Below are 19035 nucleotides of genomic sequence, written 5' to 3'. Positions count from 1 at the left end.
GTTTTTGAGACTGTTCGCTTCGCTCACAGATTCGCGAGCAAGCCCGCTCCCACATTCGTCCGCATTCCAATTGAAGAAACACGGTTCAATGTGGGAGCGGCGGTGCGACGATTCGACTTGCTCGCGAAGGGGCCAGTGCAGACACCGCAGTTACAGATCACCCATGATCCGCCCGGCAAACCCGAACACCCGGCGATGCCCGGCCAGGTCGACAAGCTCAACTTCCCGACTTTGCCCCGGCTCGAAGCGCACGGCGGTACCGGCCGGGATGTTCAGGCGCATGCCGCGGCTGGCGGCGCGGTCGAAGGTCAGGGCGTCGTTGGTTTCGAAAAAGTGGTAATGCGAGCCGACCTGGATCGGCCGGTCGCCGCTGTTGGCCACTTTCAGGCTGACCGTGCGGCGGTCAACGTTGAGTTCGATGTCGCCGGGCTGGATCTGGTATTCACCGGGAATCATCAATGGGCTCCTTGCAGAATCTTGTAATAGAGCGCAGTCGGTTTGTAGCGCCCACTCGGGTCGCAGGCGTAGTCGGGGATCTCGCCCGCCCGGATGTAACCCAATGCCTTGTAGAAATCTTCGGCGGGGGAGCCGGCCTCGGTGTCGAGGAAAAGCATGCCGCGCTTGTGCTGGAGCGCGGCCTGTTCCAGAGCGCTCATCAACTGTTGCCCCAGACCGCGACGACGCGCGTGTTCACGCACCAGCAGTTTTTGCACTTCGGCGCGGTTCAGGCCGTTGGCTTTCTGGCACAGGGTCAGTTGCACACTGGCTTCCACTTGTTCGTCGCGAACCACCACCCACAGCAGCACGTTGCCCTTGTTCAGGTTCTCCTGGACTTCATCGAAATAGACGCGGGCCTGGGTCGCGTCCAGATTGGCCATAAAGCCGACGCTGGCGCCATAACCCACGGCGTCGAGCAGCAAATCAATCAAACCCTGGCGGTAGTGCGCAAAGCTTTCAACATTGACGCGTCGCAGTTGGGCGGCGTTCATCGGGCGTTACTCCTTGCTGGCGACAGGCGGCTCCGCGCCAGGATTGAGGGTCAGTTGCATGAAGGTCAGGTCCAGCCAGCGACCGAACTTGGTGCCCACTTGGGGCATTTGCCCGGTGGTAACGAACCCGGCTCGTTCATGCAGGCGAATGGAAGCGGCGTTACCGCTTTCGATGGCGGCGACCATCACGTGCTTGTCGCAACCTTTGGCGCGTTCGATCAGCACCGTCATCAGTTGCGGGCCGAGGCCATTGCCGCGCTGGTCGCTGCGCACGTACACCGAGTGCTCGACGGTGTGGCGGAAACCATCGAACGGCCGCCAGTCACCAAATGAAGCGTAGCCCAGCACGTTGTTCTCACCGTCGACGATCACCAGAATCGGATAACCCTGGGCTTGCCGGGCGCTGAACCAGGCCTGGCGATTGCCGAGATCAACGGCCTGTTCATTCCAGATCGCCGTGGTGTTGAGCACGGCGTCGTTGTAGATGTCGCGCACCGCCGGCAAGTCGGCATGGACCGCGTCACGGATGTGAAAAGTCATGGCGGCTCCTCAGGCGATGGGTTGGTGGACGGTGACCAGTTTGGTGCCGTCGGGGAACGTCGCTTCCACCTGGATCTCCGGGATCATTTCCGGGATGCCTTCCATGACGTGTTCGCGGGTCAGCAGCGTGGTGCCGAAGTGCATCAAGTCGGCCACTGTCTGGCCATCACGCGCGCCTTCGAGCAGGGCGGCGGAGATGTAGGCCATGGCTTCCGGGTAATTGAGTTTCACGCCGCGCGCCAAACGCCGCTCGGCCACGAGGCCGGCGGTGAAGATCAGCAGCTTGTCTTTTTCGCGTGGTGTCAGGTCCATCGTTGGAATCCATCTGGGCAGATAAAAAGTATTTGAACCTGTAAACACAAAACCCCTTGTGGGAGCGGGCTTGCTGGCGAATGCGCTGGGTCAGTCACATCAATTTTGAATGACACACCGCATTCGCGAGCAAGCCCGCTCCCACATTTGAATTGTGTTTCAGGTGCTCCATATTCTCGGTGGGACTGCTTCCCGGCCCAGCAATGCCGGCCTGAGCAATCGCCATAAATCAATCAACCAGCCGCGCGCCAACAGCGCTTCACTGGCCAGGCACCGGGCCACCAACAGCCCCGGTAATTGAGTCAAATCCCCACGCACGGCATTGGGCAGCGACCGACAGGCTTCCAGCCGTTCACTGTCGATCTCCCCGGTGACCAGCAACGTCGCAAACACCGGTTGCCCGTCCAGACCAATCGGCGAATCCAGCAACCCGTCATTCCCGACAATGCGCTGGCGTTCGTGCCAGAGCAACTGGCCGTCGCGGCGAATGTCCAGCCGCGCCTGAAAATGCCCGAGGTCAAAGCGCTCGCCACTGGCCGGACGGCCCAGCGCCACAACGTCCCAGTAGAACAACCGCGCATCACCTTCCAGCTCAATTGAGGTGCTCAGCTGAGCCTGCGCATCGCTGAAGATAATCGTCTCTTGCGGCAACCATTCCAGCGTTCCGCCAGCCGCTACTTTCAGATCCAGTTGCTGGTAGGCCGGGCCTGCCGCGCGATACCACTTGGCCGCGCCTGGGCTGGTGATTTGCGCCCAGGCATGCGTGCCGACACTGGCCGAAATGTCCAGCCGATCACCACCGGCAATTCCGCCCGGCGGGTGAACGATGATGTGCTGGCAGACCTCGGGGCCTTCGGCATACAGATGCTTCTGCACCCGCAGCGGGCCTTTGTGGCGGCGCTGGACCGGGCGCGTGCTCTCGCCGAAGCGGGCGTAGCCCAGCTCCAGCTCGGCGTGCCAGCTCGGGGTAAACAGGACAGTAGGAAGCGGTAGATTCATATTTTTAATTATCGTTAGGACGCTACAGGTTAGATCGTAGCCTTATATCGTGACTAGACCGCGCACACCTTCGGCTTCCATGTTTTCACCGCGACCTTGCTGCACGATCTCACCCCGGGACATCACCAGGTATTGATCGGCCAGTTCGGCGGCGAAATCGTAGAACTGCTCCACCAGCAGAATCGCCATATCACCGCGGGCCGCGAGCTTCTTGATCACCGCGCCGATCTCCTTGATCACCGACGGCTGGATACCTTCGGTGGGTTCATCGAGGATCAACAGGCGAGGACGGCTGGCCAGCGCACGGCCGATTGCCAGTTGCTGTTGTTGGCCGCCCGACAAGTCACCGCCGCGCCGTTGCTTCATTTGCAGCAGCACCGGGAACAGCTCGTAGATGAACGCCGGGACTTCCTTGGCTTCGCTGCCGGGGAAGCGTGACAGGCCCATCAGCAAATTTTCTTCGACGGTCAGTCGAGCGAAAATCTCGCGGCCCTGCGGCACATAGGCGATCCCGGCATGAACGCGCTGGTGTGGCTTGAACGCGGTGATCGGTTTGCCTTCCCAGTTCACCGCGCCTTCCTTGGCCGGCAGCAAGCCCATCAGGCATTTGAGCAGGGTGGTTTTGCCGACGCCGTTGCGCCCGAGCAGGCAGGTGACTTCGCCGACCTTCACGTCAAACGTCAGGCCGCGCAGGATGTGGCTACCGCCGTAGTACTGGTGCAGCTTGTCGACTTGCAGCATTCTTAAATTCTCCTCAACCCTAATGTGGGAGCGGCGGTGCGACGATTCGACTTGCTCGCGAAAGCGGACTGACATTCAACATATCCGTCGACTGATACCCCGCATTCGCGAGCAAGCCCGCTCCCACATTGGATAGGTGTTCGCAGCTCTCAGCGACCGAGGTACACCTCAATCACCCGCTCATTCTCCTGCACCTGTTCCAGTGACCCTTCCGCCAGCACGCTGCCCTGATGCAACACGGTGACGTGGTCGGCAATCGAACCGACAAACCCCATGTCGTGTTCCACCACCATCAACGAATGCTTGCCGGCCAGGCTCTTGAACAGTTCAGCGGTAAATTCGGTTTCAGCGTCAGTCATGCCCGCCACCGGCTCGTCGAGCAGCAGCAGTTGCGGGTCTTGCATCAGCAGCATGCCGATCTCCAGAAACTGCTTCTGACCGTGGGACAACAACCCCGCCGGCCGATTGACCGACGTGGTCAGGCGAATGGTTTCCAGCACGTCAGTGATGCGATCTTTCTGCTCACCAGTCAGGCGCGCCCGCAGGCTGGCCCACACCGACTTGTCGGTTTTCTGCGCCAGCTCCAGGTTCTCAAACACGCTCAACGCTTCGAACACCGTCGGCTTCTGAAACTTGCGGCCGATACCGGCCTGGGCGATCTGCACTTCGCTCATTTGCGTCAAATCCAGCGTTTCACCGAACCAGGCCTTGCCGTGGCTCGGGCGAGTCTTGCCGGTGATCACGTCCATCAACGTGGTCTTGCCCGCGCCATTGGGGCCGATGATGCAGCGCAATTCGCCGACGCCGATGTACAGGTTCAGATTGTTCAGCGCCCGGAAGCCATCGAAGCTGACGCTGATGTCTTCCAGAGTCAGGATCGTGCCGTGGCGGGTGTCGAGGCCGGGGCCGACGCGTTGGCCGTGACTGATGGCGTCGCGGCTGGTGCCGGCGTCTTTATTCGGCTCCACAGGGAAAAAGGCCGGTTCGAGCATGAATTCCGCCGTCGCTGTGACTCTCATTGTTCACCTCTTTTTTTCAGCAGGCCGATCACGCCTTTAGGCAAGTACAAGGTCACGACGATGAACAAGGCGCCGAGGAAAAACAGCCAGTATTCCGGGAACGCCACGGTGAACCAGCTCTTCATGCCGTTGACCACGCCGGCGCCGAGCAGCGGGCCGATCAAGGTGCCGCGACCACCAAGGGCCACCCAGACCGCCGCTTCAATCGAGTTGGTCGGCGACATTTCGCTCGGGTTGATGATCCCGACTTGCGGCACGTACAACGCCCCGGCCAGGCCGCACAACACCGCGCTCAACACCCAGACAAACAGCTTGAAACCGCGCGGGTCGTAGCCGCAGAACATCAGGCGATTTTCCGCATCACGCAGCGCGGTCAGCACCCGACCGAACTTGCTCTGCGCCAGACGCCAGCCGATGAACAGGCTTGCCACCAGCAACACCACCGTGGCGAAAAACAGCACGGCGCGGGTGCCAGGTTCAGTGATGCCGAAACCGAGAATGGTGCGGAAGTTAGTGAAGCCGTTGTTGCCACCAAACCCGGTCTCATTGCGGAAGAACAACAGCATCCCGGCAAAGGTCAGCGCCTGGGTCATGATCGAGAAATACACGCCCTTGATCCGCGAGCGAAAGGCGAAGAAGCCGAACACCAACGCCAGCAATCCCGGCGCCAATACCACCAGGCACATGGCCCAGAGGAAGCTACTGGTGCCGGTCCAGTACCACGGCAATTCGGTCCACGACAGGAAGGTCATGAACGCCGGCAAGCCATCGCCCGAGGCCTGGCGCATCAAGTACATGCCCATCGCGTAACCGCCGAGGGCGAAGAACAGACCGTGACCTAGGGACAGCAGACCGGCGTATCCCCAGACCAGATCCAGCGCCAGAGCGACGATGGCGTAGCACAGAATCTTGCCGACCAGCGTCAGGGTGTAGGCCGAGACGTGAAACACACTGATCGGCGATAACAGCGACAGCAGCGGCAACGCCAGCAGCAGCGCGAGAATCACCGCGCCCACTGCGATCGTGATTTTTGGGCCGGCTTTTTGGGTAGCGGTAACGAGCAGGGGCTGGTTCATCAGTCGATCACCCGTCCTTTCAGTGCGAAGAGGCCTTGCGGACGCTTCTGGATGAACAGAATGATCAGCGCGAGGATCAGGATCTTGCCGAGCACGGCGCCGATCTGCGGTTCGAGAATTTTGTTGGCGATACCGAGGCCGAACGCGGCGAGCACGCTACCGGCCAACTGGCCGACACCGCCGAGTACGACCACCAGGAACGAGTCGATGATGTAGCTCTGGCCGAGGTCCGGGCCGACGTTGCCGATCTGGCTCAGTGCCACGCCACCGAGGCCGGCGATGCCCGAGCCGAGGCCGAAGGCGAGCATGTCCACGCGCCCGGTCGGCACGCCGCAGCAGGCGGCCATGTTGCGGTTCTGGGTGACGGCGCGCACGTTCAGGCCCAGGCGGGTCTTGTTCAGCAGCAGCCAGGTCAGCACCACCACGAACAGCGCAAACGCGATGATCACGATGCGGTTGTACGGCAGCACGAGGTTGGGCAGCACCTGAATCCCGCCTGACAACCACGCCGGGTTGGCCACTTCAACGTTTTGCGCACCGAACACCAGGCGCACCAGCTGAATCAACATCAAACTGATGCCCCAGGTGGCGAGCAAGGTTTCCAATGGGCGGCCGTAGAGGTGACGAATCACCGTGCGCTCCAGCGCCATGCCGATGGCGGCGGTGACGAAAAACGCTACCGGCAACGCGAGCAGCGGGTAGAACTCGATGGCTTGCGGGGCGTAGCGCTGGAACATCATCTGCACCACGTACGTCGAGTACGCGCCGAGCATCAGCATCTCGCCGTGGGCCATGTTGATCACACCGAGCAGGCCGAAAGTGATCGCCAGTCCGAGGGCGGCGAGCAGCAGGATCGAGCCGAGCGACATGCCGCTGAAGGCCTGGCCGAGCAACTCGCCGATCAACAGTTTGCGTTTGACTTGGGCGAGGCTGGTTTCGGCAGCGGTGCGCACGGCGGTGTCGGCTTCGACGCCCGGCTCCAGCAAACTTTCGAGGCGGGTGCGGGCGAGTGGGTCGCCGGTTTCACCGAGCAAACGCACCGCGGCGAGGCGCACGGCGGGGTCGGTGTCGACCAGTTGCAGATTGGCCAGCGCGAGGCTGAGGGCGGCGTGGACGCTGTCGTCTTTTTCGCCGGCCAGTTGCTGGTCGAGGAATTTAAGCTGTGCGGGTTTGGCGCTTTTCTGCAGTTGCTGCGCGGCGGCCACACGGGTTTTTGGGTCGACGGCGAGCAGTTGATGGCTGGCCAGCGCGGTGTCGATCAGGCCGCGCAGGCGGTTATTCAGGCGCAGGGTTTTGGTTTGGCCGTCGACGCTCAGTTCGCCTTGTTGCAGGGCGTTGATCAGCTCGATACGGGCCGGCTCGGGCTGCGCGGCCCAGGCTTCCAGCAGTTTGGCTTGCTGCATTGGGTTGGCGGCGACGAAGTCATCGGTGTCGCTGGCCTGTACGGCCATCGGCAGTAAAAGCGCGAGTGCAAAGATAAAGCGGTAAAGGGCGGTGGGCATATGTAAGGCCTTGCGCGGACTAAATGTGGGAGCGGGCTTGCTCGCGAAAGCGGTGTGTCAGTCACATTAATGTTGGATGTGCCGCCGTCTTCGCGAGCAAGCCCGCTCCCACAGGGATATGTGTCGGTCCCGAGTGACGTGTTAGGCCCGACATCCAGTGGCTTAGTTGCTCTTCATCGCATAATCCGGCTTCTTGTCGTTGCCATCGATAAACGGGCTCCACGGCTGGGCGCGGATCGGGCCTTCGGTCTGCCACACCACGTTGAACTGACCGTCGGCCTGGATCTCGCCGATCATCACCGGTTTGTGCAGGTGGTGGTTGGTCTTGTCCATGGTCAGGGTGTAGCCGGACGGTGCGGCAAAGGTCTGGCCGGCGAGGGCTTCGCGGACTTTGTCGACGTCGGTGGACTTGGCTTTTTCCGCCGCTTGCGCCCACATGTGAATGCCGACGTAGGTGGCTTCCATCGGGTCGTTGGTCACCGCTTTGTCGGCGCCCGGCAGGTTGTGTTTCTTGGCGTAGGCTTTCCAGTCCGCGACGAATTTCGCGTTCTGCGGGTTCTCGACCGACTCGAAGTAGTTCCACGCCGCGAGGTTGCCCACCAGCGGTTTGGTGTCGATGCCGCGCAGTTCTTCTTCACCCACCGAGAAAGCCACCACCGGAACGTCGGTGGCTTTCAAACCCTGGTTGGCCAGCTCTTTATAGAACGGCACGTTGGAGTCGCCGTTGACGGTCGAGATGACGGCTGTCTTGCCGCCGGCGGAGAATTTTTTGATGTTGGCAACGATGGTCTGGTAATCGGCGTGGCCGAACGGGGTGTAGACCTCTTCGATGTCCTTGTCCGCCACGCCTTTGGAATGCAGGAACGAGCGCAGGATTTTGTTGGTGGTGCGCGGGTAGACGTAGTCGGTGCCGAGCAGGAAGTAGCGCTTGGCGCTGCCACCCTCTTCACTCATCAGGTATTCAACAGCGGGGATCGCTTGCTGGTTCGGCGCGGCGCCGGTGTAGAACACGTTTGGCGACATCTCTTCGCCTTCGTACTGCACCGGGTAGAACAGCAAGCCGTTGAGTTCTTCGAACACCGGCAACACCGATTTACGCGACACCGACGTCCAGCAACCGAACACCACCGCAACCTTGTCTTGAGTCAGCAACTGCCGGCCCTTTTCGGCGAACAGCGGCCAGTTCGAGGCCGGGTCCACCACCACCGGTTCCAGCATCTTGCCGTTGACGCCGCCCTTGGCGTTGATCTCGTCGATGGTCATCAACGCCATGTCTTTGAGCGACGTTTCGGAGATCGCCATGGTGCCGGACAACGAATGCAGAATCCCGACCTTGATGGTCTCGGCGGCCTGGACGGTCCAGGTCATGCCCATCGCGGCAATGCTTGCCGAGAGTGTGAAAGCCTTGATCAAGCTACGACGCTTCATTGTGCGATCTCCATGAACTTATGAATTTTTTGGTTGGCAGATGCGGACTACTGAAGGGTGTTTTGCAAAGGCTGTGCCCGGTCGGCAAAAGGCAGGGAAATGTCGGTTTAGAGCGCTCGCGCGCGGTGGCGGCGCACCATGAAGGGACGAGGGCGGGGCGGTGGTGCGAGGGTGTGCGTCATTGTGGTGCTGCCGCTTGGCGGCAGCGGGGATGCAGAGGTCTCAGTTCGGGCCGGGAAATGAGTCGACGTATTGGATCTTGAAATCGGGGAAGGAATCGACGATCTGGATTTTGTAATCCGGGAAGCTGTCGACGGTTTTCCACTTGCCTGGCGAGTCCGGGAACGAGTCGACCTGCTGCACCTTCAGATCGGGAAAGGAGTCCACCACCTGCACCTTGTAGTCCGGGAAGCTGTCGACGAACTGGATCTTGCCGTAAATCTTCGAGACATCGACGGTGGTATCGGCCCATGCGGCGCTGGAGCCGAACACCAGCAACGACAGGAAAACAGATTTCAACATGAGGCTCATCCTGAGAGTCGTGAGACACACAGTGTAAGGAATGTTGAGCCCGGGTGGGAACGAGCACATACAACATCGCAGTGACTGACCTACCGCTATCGCGAGCAAGCCCGCTCCTACAGGGGAATATCGTCGTCCACAGATCTCGCTCCCGACACAAATCAAATGTGGGAGCGGGCTTGCTCGCGAAAGCGGTGTGTCAGTCACATTGATGCTGGATGTGCCGCCGTCTTCGCGAGCAAGCCCGCTCCCACATTTCTTATTGCGGTGTATTCAGGTGGGAACGACGTTATCCACCGCGCGGTTCACCGCCAGTTCGGCGAGCATGATGATTTGCTGGATGGCCATCGCCTTGTGACGTTGCGGGCCGATCAGGTCGGTGGCGAAGTCGCTGGCCAGGACGCTGGCGGAGGCCAGGGATTCACAGGCATGGACCAGCAGGCTTTCGGTGTCGTTGTTTGGGGCGATCATGTACATGGTGCTGGGGCGACGGGGTTTTTCGGTGTAGATGTCCGGGGGATCGAGGTGGTAGTCGAGGGCGCGTTTGATGGCTTCGCGGTCTCGGAGCAGGTCTTCGTTGCGTGATGTTTCGGGTTCGGGCGTGGTGGTGTCGATGGGTGGGTCTGGAACAATCTTTTTGCTCATTTGGGGTCATCTCATTTGGGGCCACCACCTATCGTTCTCACACGATAAAGTGGTGGCAGCTATGTGCGGAGTGAGAAACCGGTAACCCCGAACCCGGCCGGACCGAAGTCCGCCCGCACACAGCCGCCATAGAGCATTGACGCAAGCGCATTAGCCGGCGGCAATTATGGTGGTACTGATGTTGGATTAACAGGGGTTGCCGGGTTCTCACACCCGATCACTGATGTGCAGTGACAGCCCCAGACTAGACAGCCCACGTCCGACGAACAACCTGAAAAAGTCGTGGGAAACGTCCGGCATTTTTGCATCGGTATAAACACATCTAAACAACTCCAGAATCACCATCCCCTTGTGGGAGCGGGCTTGCTCGCGAAAGCGGTGTGTCTGTCACAAAGATGTTGGCTGTGCCGCCGCCTTCGCGAGCAAGCCCGCTCCCACATTGGATTTGTGGTGCATGCGGGATCAGCGACGGCGCATGAGGCCAATGAAAAACAGGCCGCCAATCGCCGCAGTGGCGACGCCGATGGGCAGGTCTTCCGGGGCGATCAGGGTACGGGCGGCGACGTCGACCCAGACGAGGAAGAGGCTGCCGAGCAATACGCACGCCGGCAACAACCGCCGATGCTCGGCCCCGACCAACCGCCGCGCAATGTGCGGCACCATCAACCCGACAAAGCCGATGGACCCACTGATCGACACCAGCACCCCGGTCATCAGTGACGCAATCAAAAACACGCGCAACCGCACGCTGCGCGCATTCAGTCCGAGGGTCACCGCTGTCTGCTCGCCAGCCATCAGCGCATTCAACGGGCGGGCCATGCCAAGCAACAACACCAATCCCAGCAACACACTTGCGGCCGGCACCGCCAGCAATTCCCAGCGTGCCAACCCAAGCCCCCCAAGCATCCAGAACATCACCGCCGAACTTGCCCGGTGATCACCCAGAAACAGCAGCAGATTGGCCATCGCCATCATTACGAACGACACCGCGACGCCGCACAGCAGCAGCCGATCACTGTCCAGCCGCCCGTGACGATGGGCGATCACCAGCACGATCAACATGCTGACCAACGCACCGATAAACGCCGCAATCGGCAAGGTCAGCAGCCCGACAATCTCACCGACATGCAACACCACAATCACCGCGCCGAGGGTCGCGCCGGACGTGACCCCGAGCAAGTGCGGATCGGCCAACGGATTACGCGTCACCGCTTGCAACACCGCGCCGATCAAGGCCAGCCCTGCACCGACCAACGCACCCAGTAGCATGCGCGGCACACGGATCAGCCACACGATGTGTTCCTGCCCGGCCGTCCAGCTCACCTCACCAAGCCCCAACACTTTGTGCAGCAAAATCCGCCACACCACGTCCACCGGCACCCGCGCCGGACCGAAGCCCAGCGACACCACGCACGACACCAGCAAAAACGCACCGAGGGCCAGCAGCAACAACGCGTAGCGACGATTGATCATTCGCCGTGGAAACCTTTGGCCAGGGTTTCGACTGCCAGCACGTTGTCGATGCCGGGCGTGGCCTGCACGTAAGGAATGACAATAAAGCGTTGGTTCTTGATCGCATCCACCGATTGCAGCGCCTTGTTGGTGAGCAGGAATTGTTCTTTCTGTTCGGCAGTGACTTCGCCGTAGTCGACGATGACGATCACCTGTGGATTGCGCTCGACCACGCTCTCCCAGTTGACCCGCGTCCAGCTCGCGTCGACGTCATCGAGAATGTTGCGCCCACCCGCCGCATCGATCAGCGCTTGCGGCATGCCCAGGCGGCCGGAGGTCATGGCGCGGTCTTCACCGCTGTCGTAAAGGAACACGCGCGGTTTGTCCGTCGGCAGGTCCTGGCGCACCTCGTCGACTTGCCCCTGCATCTGCGCGATCAGGACGTTGGCGCGGTCCTGCACGTCGAAGATTTTGCCGAGGTTGCGCAGGTCGTTGTAGGTGTCTTCGAGACTGGCGGCCGGACGCTTCATCACGAAGGCGCAGGACTCGGTCAGCTCATAGACGTTGATGCCCAACGGTTGCAGGGTTTGCGGCGTCAGGTCGCCGCCCACGCGCATGCCGTAATCCCAACCGGCGAAGAAGAAATCGACGTTGGCATTGAGCAGGGTTTCCACCGACGGGTACTTGGCCGCGAGCTCCGGCAAGCCGTCGAGGATGCTCTGCATCTCGGGCGTCACCGACTTCCAGCCGCTCACGCCGCTGTAGCCGGCCATGCTCGGTTTGAGGCCGAGGGCGAGCATCATCTGGGTCATGTTGATGTCGTGGCTGACCGCGTGTTTCGGCGCTTGCTGGAAGGTCACTTCGCGGTTGCAGCTCTGCACGGTCAGCGGGTATTGAGTGGCCTCGGCCAATGCCTGGGCACTGCCCAGCAGAAGGGCGGCGCAAAGCAGGGGGCGCAACGTCATGGTTGGGTAATCCAGGTGATTCGTGGGTAGCCGTGCAGGGGATGTTCGTCGATCAAGGCTTCGACGCCGAAAACATTGCGCAGCAGCGGGGCGGTCAGGACTTCTTTGGGGGGGCCGCTGGCGACGATGCGGCCGTGGTTGATCACGTACAACCGATCACAGAAAGCAGCGGCGAGGTTGAGGTCATGGATGCTGGCGAGGGTGCCGATCTGCAGGCGTTTCACCCGTTGCAGCAGTTCCAGCTGATAGCGCGGGTCGAGGTGGTTGGTCGGCTCGTCGAGGATCAGCAGTTGCGGTTGTTGAGCCAGGGCGCGGGCGAGGATCACCCGCTGCTTTTCACCGCCCGAGAGGGTGGCGAAAGCGTGGTCTTCGAAGCCCTTGAGGCCGACGGATTCCAGCGCCTGGGTCGCGAGGTTTCGGTCTTCGAGTGTGTCGCCGTCGAACAGGCCTTTGTGCGGCATGCGGCCCATGGCGACCACTTCTTCAACGGTCAGGCCGAAGGCGTCGGGGAATTCCTGCAAGACCACGGCGATGCGTTGTGCGCACCAACGGGAGGATTGTTTCCAGACGTTGTGGTGATCGAGTTGGACCTCGCCGCTTTCGGGTTTGCTGAAGCGCCAGGCACAGCGCAACAGGCTGGTCTTGCCGCTGCCGTTGGGGCCGATCAACCCGACGAACTCGCCGGCGGCCACGTGCAGCGAGGCATCACGCAGCTGGAACTGGTGATGACAATGGCCGTGGCCCAGGGGTGTCCAGGCGAGGTGTTTGAGGTTCAGCGAGGTCATGCGTTTGCTCGGAGATTTTGGGGTGTTGCTGATGGCCTCTTCGCGAGCAAGCCCGCTCCCACATTTGATCTGTTTGTACTCAAATTTTGTGACCGACACAGATCAAATGTGGGAGCGGGCTTGCTCGCGAAGGGGCCTTTGGATCAGAACGCTAATTTGCGTTACACAGTAACACTAAATATGAGCGCGAGATAAGCGCGGGAAGTCTACAGGCCTCTCTAACCCGCGCATCTCGCCTGTTTCATGATGAAGATGAGGCCGATTCAGTTTGTCGGCTGAAACGCGACAACAACACGCGATCCAGCACCCAGACCACCACCAGCGAAGCCCCCACCAGCGGAAACATCACCGCCAGGGCGAACATGATCGCCATCGCGGTTTTCCATTTCGGCAGGTCATGACGCAGTGGCGGCACCCCGAACTTGCCTTGTGGACGACGCTTCCACCAGATCACCACGCCGCTGACGGCGCTCAGCAGAATCATCAGGCAAATCAGCAACACGATGATCTGGTTGACCACGCCGAACATCTTGCCTTCATGCAGCATCACGCCGATTTCCGTGGCGCGGGCGACGGTGCCGTAGTGCTCGAAACGCACGTCGGCGAGGACGTCGCCGGTGTATTGATCGACGTGCAGCGTGGCGTCGTTGCGCGGGTCGTCGGCGAACACGGCAATGGTGAACACGCCGGTGGCGGTTTTCGGGAAGGTGATGCTGTAACCCGGCTCGACCTTGCGTTGCTCGGCGATGTTCTGCACGTCTTGCAGGCTGATGGTCGGGGCGGCCGGGCCGGCTTGTGCGCCGCCGTGGGCCATGTGTTCGGCGTGGTCGCCGCCGGACATCGGCATCGGCGTGTTTTCCATCGCCCAAGGCACGGTCTGGCGAGTGGCAGTATTGAGGCTGCGCGCCTCGACATCGGACGTGGGCACGTTGTCCCACATGGCGGCCGGGAACACGTTCCACACGCCGGCGTATTGCTGGCCCCAGAACCCGGTCCAGGTCATGCCGCTGAGTAGCATCACCAGCAGCAACGACGCGCCCCAGAACCCGGTGACCGCGTGCAGGTCGCGCCACAACACGCGACCGCGACTGCTCAAGCGTGGCCACAAAATGCCTGCTGCCTGGCCACGCGGCCACCACAGGAACACCCCGGACACCACCAGCACGATGCCCCAACCGGCGGCCATTTCGATCAGTCGATCACCGACGGTGCCGATCATCAGCTCGCCGTGAATCGCCCGCGCAATGGCTTGCAGGTTGTTCTTGGCGTCTTGCTCGCCGAGGATGTCGCCGTGGTACGGATCAATGAACACGTTGAGTTCGGTGCCGCCGTTGATCACGACGAATTGCGCGCTGCGTTCGGCGTTGACCGGTGGCCGGTACTGTTTGATCGTGGCTTGTGGATACGCCTCTTTCACGCGCTTGAGCAGGTTGTCGGCGGAAACGGTGTGGTGGCCGGCCGGGACGTTCATCAGGCTGCCGTACATCATTGGGTCAAGTTGCGGTTTGAATAAATAAAGGGTGCCGGTCAGGGCCAGCATCACCATGAAGGGGGCCACGAACAGACCGGCATAGAAATGCCAGCGCCAGGCCAGGTTGTAGAAATTCACTTTGGGCTGTTTCATCGGTTGTGCTCCGCTTGGCTTGGGTCTTTTGTTGTTGTCCGGTGACTGCTGCGCAGTCATTCGCGAGCAAGCCCGCTCCCACATTGGCCGGTGGTGTACCTGTGGGAGCGGGCTTGCTCGCGATGTTTTTAAAAGCTCATGTCCACCTTGGTCCAGAGCGTTCGCCCCGGTTCTTTAATGGCCTGCGGGTCATTGGCCGGGTAGCCAAAACCGGCGTTGCCGGCCAGGTTCAAATGCTCGGCGTACGCCTTGCCGAACAGGTTGTCGACGCCGGTGCTGACCCTCCAGTGCTGGTCGATCCGGTAGGCGCCGTTGAGCGAGAACACGCCGAAGCCCGAGGTCTTGTCGAAGTCTTTGCCGACGACGTTGCCCTTGTTCTGATCAATGCGGTTTTGCGCCGCGACCACCCGCCACAAGGCGCCGGCGCTCCAGTTGTCTTCGCTGTAGGTCAGGCCGAAACGCGCGTCCAGTGGCGGCATTTGCGGCAGTGCATTGCCGTCGCTGCTGTTCTTGCCCCAGGCGTAGGCCAGCGTCGCGTCTGCCTTCCAGTTGGAGGTCAGCTTGTAGGCCGCACCGAGCTCGCCGCCCATGATTCGCGCGTCGATGTTCTGCGCCTGTGAGAGGGTGCCCGTCGGGGTCGGGAGGTAGTTGAACAGGATGTAGTCGTGGACTTTGCCGACGTATCCCGAGGCCCAGGCGTCGAGGTCTTCGGTTTTGTATTGCAAGCCGACGTCGAGCTGGGTGGTTTTCTCGGGTTTGATCGAATCGAAGGCATTCACCGAGCCGACGGGGCCGAGCTTGGGTGAAAACAGCTCCCAGTAATCCGGGAAACGTTCGGTGTGACCGAGGCCGGCGTAGAGGGTGGTCGGGCTGTCGGCCAGGTCATGCTCATAACGGACGAAGCCGCTTGGCAGGGTGTCGGCGCGGGTGTCGTCGGCGGTCGGATTGGGGCGGGTCGTCATCCCCGAGCCGGTGGTTTGCCGGTAATCCTTGGCCGAGGCACGGTCCAGGCGCGCGCCGGTAATCAGCCGGTCACGGTCGGCGGCGTACCAGGTCAATTCGCTGAACACACCGTAATTGTGGAAGTCGGCGTCTTCGGTATAGGGCAGGTCTTTGTAGGTGTCGATGCCCATGCCGCCGCGCTGGCGGTGTTGGCTGGTTTGCGCATCGAGGCCGCTGATCAATTGCACATCGGCCCAGCGCCAAGTGCCTTTGAGCCGCGCGCCGAGTGTGCGGCGGTCGACGTTGGAGGCCATCGGCCCGGCCATCATCCCGGTGCCGGAAGGCGTGCGCAGGGTGTAGTTGTCCATCACGTGGTCGGCGTAGTTGTAGTAGATCTGCGCCTCGACCTTGTCCAGCACGTCGCCGATGTTCGACTTCTCGAAACGCAGGCCCAGGCTCTCGCGCTTGAACTGCGAGCCGTCCATGCCGCGCCCGGCGTAACGCGCTTCACCATCGCCCTTGCCGGCGGTCAGTTCCAGCAGGGTGTCGGCGTCCGGGGTCCAGCCAAGCATGACGTCGCCGTTCCACTTGTCGTAGCGCGAGGGCACGGTGTCGTTGTTGCCGTCGCGATAATCGTCGGCGTGCGCGGTGTTGCCGATCACCCGCACGTAGCCCTGCGGCCCGCCGGCAGCAGCGTCCACCACTTTGTCGAAACGGCCGTTGGAGCCGCCCAGGACGCTGGCGTTCACCCGCGTACCGAGTTCGCCGAAGCTTTCTGGTTCACGGTCGAAGAGGATGGTCCCGGCAGACGCGCCCGGCCCCCAGAGGACGGTTTGCGGGCCTTTGATCACGGTAAGTTTGTCGTAGGTTTCCGGCGACAGGTACGAGGTTGGCGCGTCCATCCGGCCGGGGCAGGCGCCCAGCAACTGGCCGCCGTTGGTGAGGATGTTCATCCGCGAACCGAACATGCCGCGCAGCACCGGGTCGCCGTTGGTGCCGCCGTTGCGCACGAGGGCGAAGCCGGGGATGGTTTTCAGATAGTCGGCACCATCGCTGGCCGGCACCGGTTGGCGCGGGTCCTTGGGGTTGGTGACGATGGTCAGGGGCGAGCTGGGGGCGATCACGGTGATCACCGTCGGGCTCAGTTCTTCCGTGTGGCCGGCATGTTCATCGGCCAGCACCATCGGGGCCAGCAGAGCGCCACAAAGGAAAGCGGTGGCGTGCCTGAAACGAACACTGGCGTCGTTCAGGGCAAAAGAGGCTTGGGCAGTGCTCAAGCGTGAGTCAGCAGAAAACCTGGACATGACAATTTCCATCGAACGGCATAAACGACACGGCCGACAGCCGAGGCAGATTCCTTGCGGGAGCGAGTTTTTGTGGCGAGCGAGCTTGCTCGCGCTGGGCTGCGTAGCGGCCCCTTTTGTGAGTGCTGCGCACTCAAGCGGGAGCAAGCTCCCTCGCCACAAAAGCTGTTTCCCACAGGTTTGCCTGGCTGGCTTCTAAACCGTGTGAGATCAGAGGTGGGTGTTTACGCGACGGTGGGCGGGGCGCGGGTTCGGGCGCCGGGGAAGACGGTTTGCCGGGCGTGGCCCAAGCGGGGGGACTGGGTGGTGAAAGTGTGGGGGGGCGGGGTGTTGAACGCGGTGAATGAAACGCCGCCGGTCAGCGCCGGGCAGTTGAACAGCAGGCTGCAATAGCCGCATTTTTCCCAGATCGCGTGGTGCGACGGGGTGGGTGGGCAGTGCTCGGTAGCGGGTTGCGCGCCGTGGTCGGCGTGCTCCATCGCCGACATGTCCATGCTCATGTCCATCGACATGTTCATGGTCATTGCCGAGGCGCGTGGGTCCATCGGCATCGACTGAGAAATCAGCGGACCGATAAAGATCATCAGCATGGCGAACAGGCTGATCCAGCTGCCGTGCGTCAGGCTCAATGACTGACGGCGTGACGCGGATGACCTGGCGCTAGATGGGCGCATGGCGGAGTTTGCTCAGCCGGTTACTGGGCGTGAGCGTGCATCTGCATGTCTTCTGGCGGCTTCTTCTGCACCGAGACTTCGACCGTCACGTTACCGGCCTTCTCGAAATGCATCGTCAGCGGGAAGCGTTTGCCGTCGCTCAACAGGCTGCGGTCTTTCAGGTCGACCAGCATCACGTGATAGGCCATCGGCGCAAACGTGACGTTGCCGCCCGCCGGAACATCGACGCTCGGCACCTGTTGCATCTTCATCAGATCGCCTTGCATCACGTGTTCGTGCAACTCGGCCTTGCCCGAAATCGGCGAGGCGACACTGAGCAGACGGTCGGCGGTTTTGCCGTTGTTGTGAATCACGAAATAGGTGGCAACGGTTGGCGCATTGGGCGGCAACTCCTGCGACCACGGATGAGCGATTTCCAGCTCGCCGACGGTGTATTCGTGGGCATTGGCAAAACAGGCAGGCAGCAGCAACGCGGCCAGAACGATAAATTTGTTCAACATGGCAGTTCTCCAGAGCGATTCAAAACGCAGGTCAATTGCGAGAAAAAATCACACCAGAGGGGAGGCGCGGGGATTGAGACTGGGCCATTGTTGGCGCGGTGTGGGGATATCGAGTGTGACGGCAGGCAGGCTTCGATTGGCCTCGAACTGCGCGAAGTACAGCTGCGGCTCATGCCCTGGCAGCGCCACCACAGGCGCTGCGCCCGAGCAACACCAGCAATGCTGCATGTTGGAATGTTCGTCGCCTTGCGGTGCTTTCTGCCCGAGATCCCCTAGGGAAATCGCCACCATTTTCGTGCCACTGGAGGTGCAGAAACTGCCCCACAACAACTGCTCGGCAGGCGATTTCGCCGACTGCGCCATCGCATTGCTCATCGGCATGGCGAGCATGTTGAACAGCACTGCGAAGCAGGCGATCCAGGCAATTGCAAGCCGATGTCGGGACATGGGGAAATCCGTTTGGGTGGGCGATCAAGCGCGGCTATTTAGCCTGATCAGGGCCGATAAGTAAAAAAGCGGCGTGCGGTGTGGTGTCGCAGTGCCACGCTTTCATAAACTTCATGATAGTCGCGAATTTCAGATTGCCAGTGCCGTCCAGCATTCGGCAGCTGCTACAGGTTATGTGGTGTTTGTGCTGTCAGTCATACCCATAGCTCGAGCTATGTCCTTGAGGGCGGCACGTACGAGTACTCCGTCGCCAGCATCTTCCTCAAAGCAGGCATCCAGGTAGGCAGCCATTTCTTCCGGGGTCTTGAGAAATTCGGCGGCATCGAAACGGCTGAACTGTTCGGTCATTGGAGTCTCCGGGCCGCTTCTTTTAGGGGGCTCTGAAACATAAGACCCGGGTTGCGGCCCGGCTAGTCAGCCGATTTGGATAATGCTGTGTGAGCGGTCCGATAGACATGTAAGACGTTGCGCAATCTCTGTAGTAGCTGCCGAAGGCTGCGTCCGGCTGCGCAGCAGTCGTAAATCCTGCCAGCAGGGTGTGGCTGACAAATGATGGGGCCGCTGCGCAG

The 19035-nt window shown here is 61.2% G+C and carries 20 protein-coding genes and 1 pseudogene; all 21 read right to left on the bottom strand.

Going from position 1 to position 19035, the window contains the following annotated elements:
- Positions 1-150 precede the first annotated feature (150 nt).
- Positions 151-456: an urease subunit beta gene (locus EAH78_RS23575; protein WP_140669666.1), complete on the bottom strand. Its 306-nt coding sequence runs from the start codon at positions 454-456 to the stop codon at positions 151-153.
- Complete coding sequence (locus EAH78_RS23570) at positions 456-989, bottom strand: GNAT family N-acetyltransferase (RefSeq protein WP_140669665.1); 534 nt, start codon at positions 987-989, stop codon at positions 456-458. Before EAH78_RS23570 ends, EAH78_RS23575 begins: the two co-directional genes overlap by 1 nt.
- Positions 990-995: 6 nt before the next feature.
- Positions 996-1529 (bottom strand): GNAT family N-acetyltransferase, encoded by a 534-nt coding sequence (locus EAH78_RS23565; RefSeq protein ID WP_140669664.1) that lies wholly within the window; start codon positions 1527-1529, stop codon positions 996-998.
- A 9-nt stretch (positions 1530-1538) separates the two neighbouring features.
- The gene (locus tag EAH78_RS23560; RefSeq protein WP_140669663.1) at positions 1539-1841 is read right to left on the bottom strand and encodes an urease subunit gamma; all 303 of its coding nucleotides are present in this window, start codon (positions 1839-1841) and stop codon (positions 1539-1541) included.
- A gap of 159 nt (positions 1842-2000) precedes the next feature.
- Entirely contained in the window at positions 2001-2840 is an 840-nt protein-coding gene (locus EAH78_RS23555) for an urease accessory protein UreD (RefSeq protein ID WP_140669662.1), read from the bottom strand.
- Positions 2841-2882: 42 nt separating this feature from the next.
- Complete coding sequence (gene urtE / locus EAH78_RS23550; RefSeq protein WP_140669661.1) at positions 2883-3581, bottom strand: urea ABC transporter ATP-binding subunit UrtE; 699 nt, start codon at positions 3579-3581, stop codon at positions 2883-2885.
- A gap of 149 nt (positions 3582-3730) precedes the next feature.
- A complete protein-coding gene (gene urtD / locus EAH78_RS23545; protein ID WP_140669660.1) occupies positions 3731-4600 on the bottom strand; it encodes an urea ABC transporter ATP-binding protein UrtD in 870 nt (289 codons plus the stop codon).
- Positions 4597-5676, bottom strand: coding sequence for an urea ABC transporter permease subunit UrtC (urtC, locus tag EAH78_RS23540; RefSeq protein WP_140669659.1), 1080 nt, complete (start codon positions 5674-5676; stop codon positions 4597-4599). The genes urtD and urtC overlap by 4 nt, the downstream gene beginning before the upstream one ends.
- Entirely contained in the window at positions 5676-7178 is a 1503-nt protein-coding gene (urtB, locus tag EAH78_RS23535) for an urea ABC transporter permease subunit UrtB (protein ID WP_140669658.1), read from the bottom strand. The genes urtC and urtB overlap by 1 nt, the downstream gene beginning before the upstream one ends.
- Positions 7179-7340: 162 nt before the next feature.
- The gene (urtA, locus tag EAH78_RS23530) at positions 7341-8606 is read right to left on the bottom strand and encodes an urea ABC transporter substrate-binding protein (protein ID WP_027921927.1); all 1266 of its coding nucleotides are present in this window, start codon (positions 8604-8606) and stop codon (positions 7341-7343) included.
- Between the two features lie 222 nt (positions 8607-8828).
- Complete coding sequence (locus tag EAH78_RS23525; protein WP_140669657.1) at positions 8829-9128, bottom strand: hypothetical protein; 300 nt, start codon at positions 9126-9128, stop codon at positions 8829-8831.
- Between the two features lie 273 nt (positions 9129-9401).
- Entirely contained in the window at positions 9402-9773 is a 372-nt protein-coding gene (locus tag EAH78_RS23520) for a DUF6124 family protein (protein ID WP_140669656.1), read from the bottom strand.
- 462 nt (positions 9774-10235) lie between these two features.
- Positions 10236-11246 (bottom strand): FecCD family ABC transporter permease, encoded by a 1011-nt coding sequence (locus EAH78_RS23515; protein WP_140669655.1) that lies wholly within the window; start codon positions 11244-11246, stop codon positions 10236-10238.
- The gene (locus tag EAH78_RS23510; protein WP_140669654.1) at positions 11243-12190 is read right to left on the bottom strand and encodes an ABC transporter substrate-binding protein; all 948 of its coding nucleotides are present in this window, start codon (positions 12188-12190) and stop codon (positions 11243-11245) included. The genes EAH78_RS23515 and EAH78_RS23510 overlap by 4 nt, the downstream gene beginning before the upstream one ends.
- Positions 12187-12975, bottom strand: a complete 789-nt coding sequence (locus EAH78_RS23505) for an ABC transporter ATP-binding protein (protein WP_140669653.1) — start codon at positions 12973-12975, stop codon at positions 12187-12189. The genes EAH78_RS23510 and EAH78_RS23505 overlap by 4 nt, the downstream gene beginning before the upstream one ends.
- A 241-nt stretch (positions 12976-13216) precedes the next feature.
- Complete coding sequence (locus EAH78_RS23500; protein WP_140669652.1) at positions 13217-14599, bottom strand: PepSY-associated TM helix domain-containing protein; 1383 nt, start codon at positions 14597-14599, stop codon at positions 13217-13219.
- 128 nt (positions 14600-14727) lie between these two features.
- Complete coding sequence (locus EAH78_RS23495; protein WP_140669651.1) at positions 14728-16845, bottom strand: TonB-dependent copper receptor; 2118 nt, start codon at positions 16843-16845, stop codon at positions 14728-14730.
- A 224-nt stretch (positions 16846-17069) separates the two neighbouring features.
- Positions 17070-17519, bottom strand: coding sequence for a DUF2946 domain-containing protein (locus EAH78_RS23485; protein ID WP_140669649.1), 450 nt, complete (start codon positions 17517-17519; stop codon positions 17070-17072).
- 20 nt (positions 17520-17539) lie between these two features.
- Positions 17540-18019, bottom strand: a complete 480-nt coding sequence (locus EAH78_RS23480; RefSeq protein WP_140669648.1) for a copper chaperone PCu(A)C — start codon at positions 18017-18019, stop codon at positions 17540-17542.
- 48 nt (positions 18020-18067) lie between these two features.
- Positions 18068-18466, bottom strand: a complete 399-nt coding sequence (locus tag EAH78_RS23475) for a DUF2946 domain-containing protein (protein WP_140669647.1) — start codon at positions 18464-18466, stop codon at positions 18068-18070.
- A gap of 34 nt (positions 18467-18500) precedes the next feature.
- Positions 18501-18814 (bottom strand): annotated as a pseudogene (locus EAH78_RS23470) (DNA-binding protein).
- Between the last annotated feature and the right edge of the window lie 221 nt (positions 18815-19035).

The organism is Pseudomonas arsenicoxydans (genome assembly GCF_006438915.1).
Classification (GTDB): Bacteria; Pseudomonadota; Gammaproteobacteria; order Pseudomonadales; family Pseudomonadaceae; genus Aquipseudomonas; species Aquipseudomonas arsenicoxydans_A.
The sequence above is the reverse complement of the archived record's forward strand: the minus strand, read 5'-3'. Positions and strand labels throughout refer to the sequence as shown.

Excerpts from the sequence above, each read along its gene's own strand:
- EAH78_RS23575 (WP_140669666.1), bottom strand. The coding sequence starts at position 456 with ATGATTCCCGGTGAATACCAGATCCAGCCCGGCGACATCGAACTCAAC.
- EAH78_RS23570 (WP_140669665.1), bottom strand. The coding sequence starts at position 989 with ATGAACGCCGCCCAACTGCGACGCGTCAATGTTGAAAGCTTTGCGCAC.
- EAH78_RS23565 (WP_140669664.1), bottom strand. The coding sequence starts at position 1,529 with ATGACTTTTCACATCCGTGACGCGGTCCATGCCGACTTGCCGGCGGTG.
- EAH78_RS23560 (WP_140669663.1), bottom strand. The coding sequence starts at position 1,841 with ATGGACCTGACACCACGCGAAAAAGACAAGCTGCTGATCTTCACCGCC.
- EAH78_RS23555 (WP_140669662.1), bottom strand. The coding sequence starts at position 2,840 with ATGAATCTACCGCTTCCTACTGTCCTGTTTACCCCGAGCTGGCACGCC.
- urtE (WP_140669661.1), bottom strand. The coding sequence starts at position 3,581 with ATGCTGCAAGTCGACAAGCTGCACCAGTACTACGGCGGTAGCCACATC.
- urtD (WP_140669660.1), bottom strand. The coding sequence starts at position 4,600 with ATGAGAGTCACAGCGACGGCGGAATTCATGCTCGAACCGGCCTTTTTC.
- urtC (WP_140669659.1), bottom strand. The coding sequence starts at position 5,676 with ATGAACCAGCCCCTGCTCGTTACCGCTACCCAAAAAGCCGGCCCAAAA.
- urtB (WP_140669658.1), bottom strand. The coding sequence starts at position 7,178 with ATGCCCACCGCCCTTTACCGCTTTATCTTTGCACTCGCGCTTTTACTG.
- urtA (WP_027921927.1), bottom strand. The coding sequence starts at position 8,606 with ATGAAGCGTCGTAGCTTGATCAAGGCTTTCACACTCTCGGCAAGCATT.
- EAH78_RS23525 (WP_140669657.1), bottom strand. The coding sequence starts at position 9,128 with ATGTTGAAATCTGTTTTCCTGTCGTTGCTGGTGTTCGGCTCCAGCGCC.
- EAH78_RS23520 (WP_140669656.1), bottom strand. The coding sequence starts at position 9,773 with ATGAGCAAAAAGATTGTTCCAGACCCACCCATCGACACCACCACGCCC.
- EAH78_RS23515 (WP_140669655.1), bottom strand. The coding sequence starts at position 11,246 with ATGATCAATCGTCGCTACGCGTTGTTGCTGCTGGCCCTCGGTGCGTTT.
- EAH78_RS23510 (WP_140669654.1), bottom strand. The coding sequence starts at position 12,190 with ATGACGTTGCGCCCCCTGCTTTGCGCCGCCCTTCTGCTGGGCAGTGCC.
- EAH78_RS23505 (WP_140669653.1), bottom strand. The coding sequence starts at position 12,975 with ATGACCTCGCTGAACCTCAAACACCTCGCCTGGACACCCCTGGGCCAC.
- EAH78_RS23500 (WP_140669652.1), bottom strand. The coding sequence starts at position 14,599 with ATGAAACAGCCCAAAGTGAATTTCTACAACCTGGCCTGGCGCTGGCAT.
- EAH78_RS23495 (WP_140669651.1), bottom strand. The coding sequence starts at position 16,845 with ATGTCCAGGTTTTCTGCTGACTCACGCTTGAGCACTGCCCAAGCCTCT.
- EAH78_RS23485 (WP_140669649.1), bottom strand. The coding sequence starts at position 17,519 with ATGCGCCCATCTAGCGCCAGGTCATCCGCGTCACGCCGTCAGTCATTG.
- EAH78_RS23480 (WP_140669648.1), bottom strand. The coding sequence starts at position 18,019 with ATGTTGAACAAATTTATCGTTCTGGCCGCGTTGCTGCTGCCTGCCTGT.
- EAH78_RS23475 (WP_140669647.1), bottom strand. The coding sequence starts at position 18,466 with ATGTCCCGACATCGGCTTGCAATTGCCTGGATCGCCTGCTTCGCAGTG.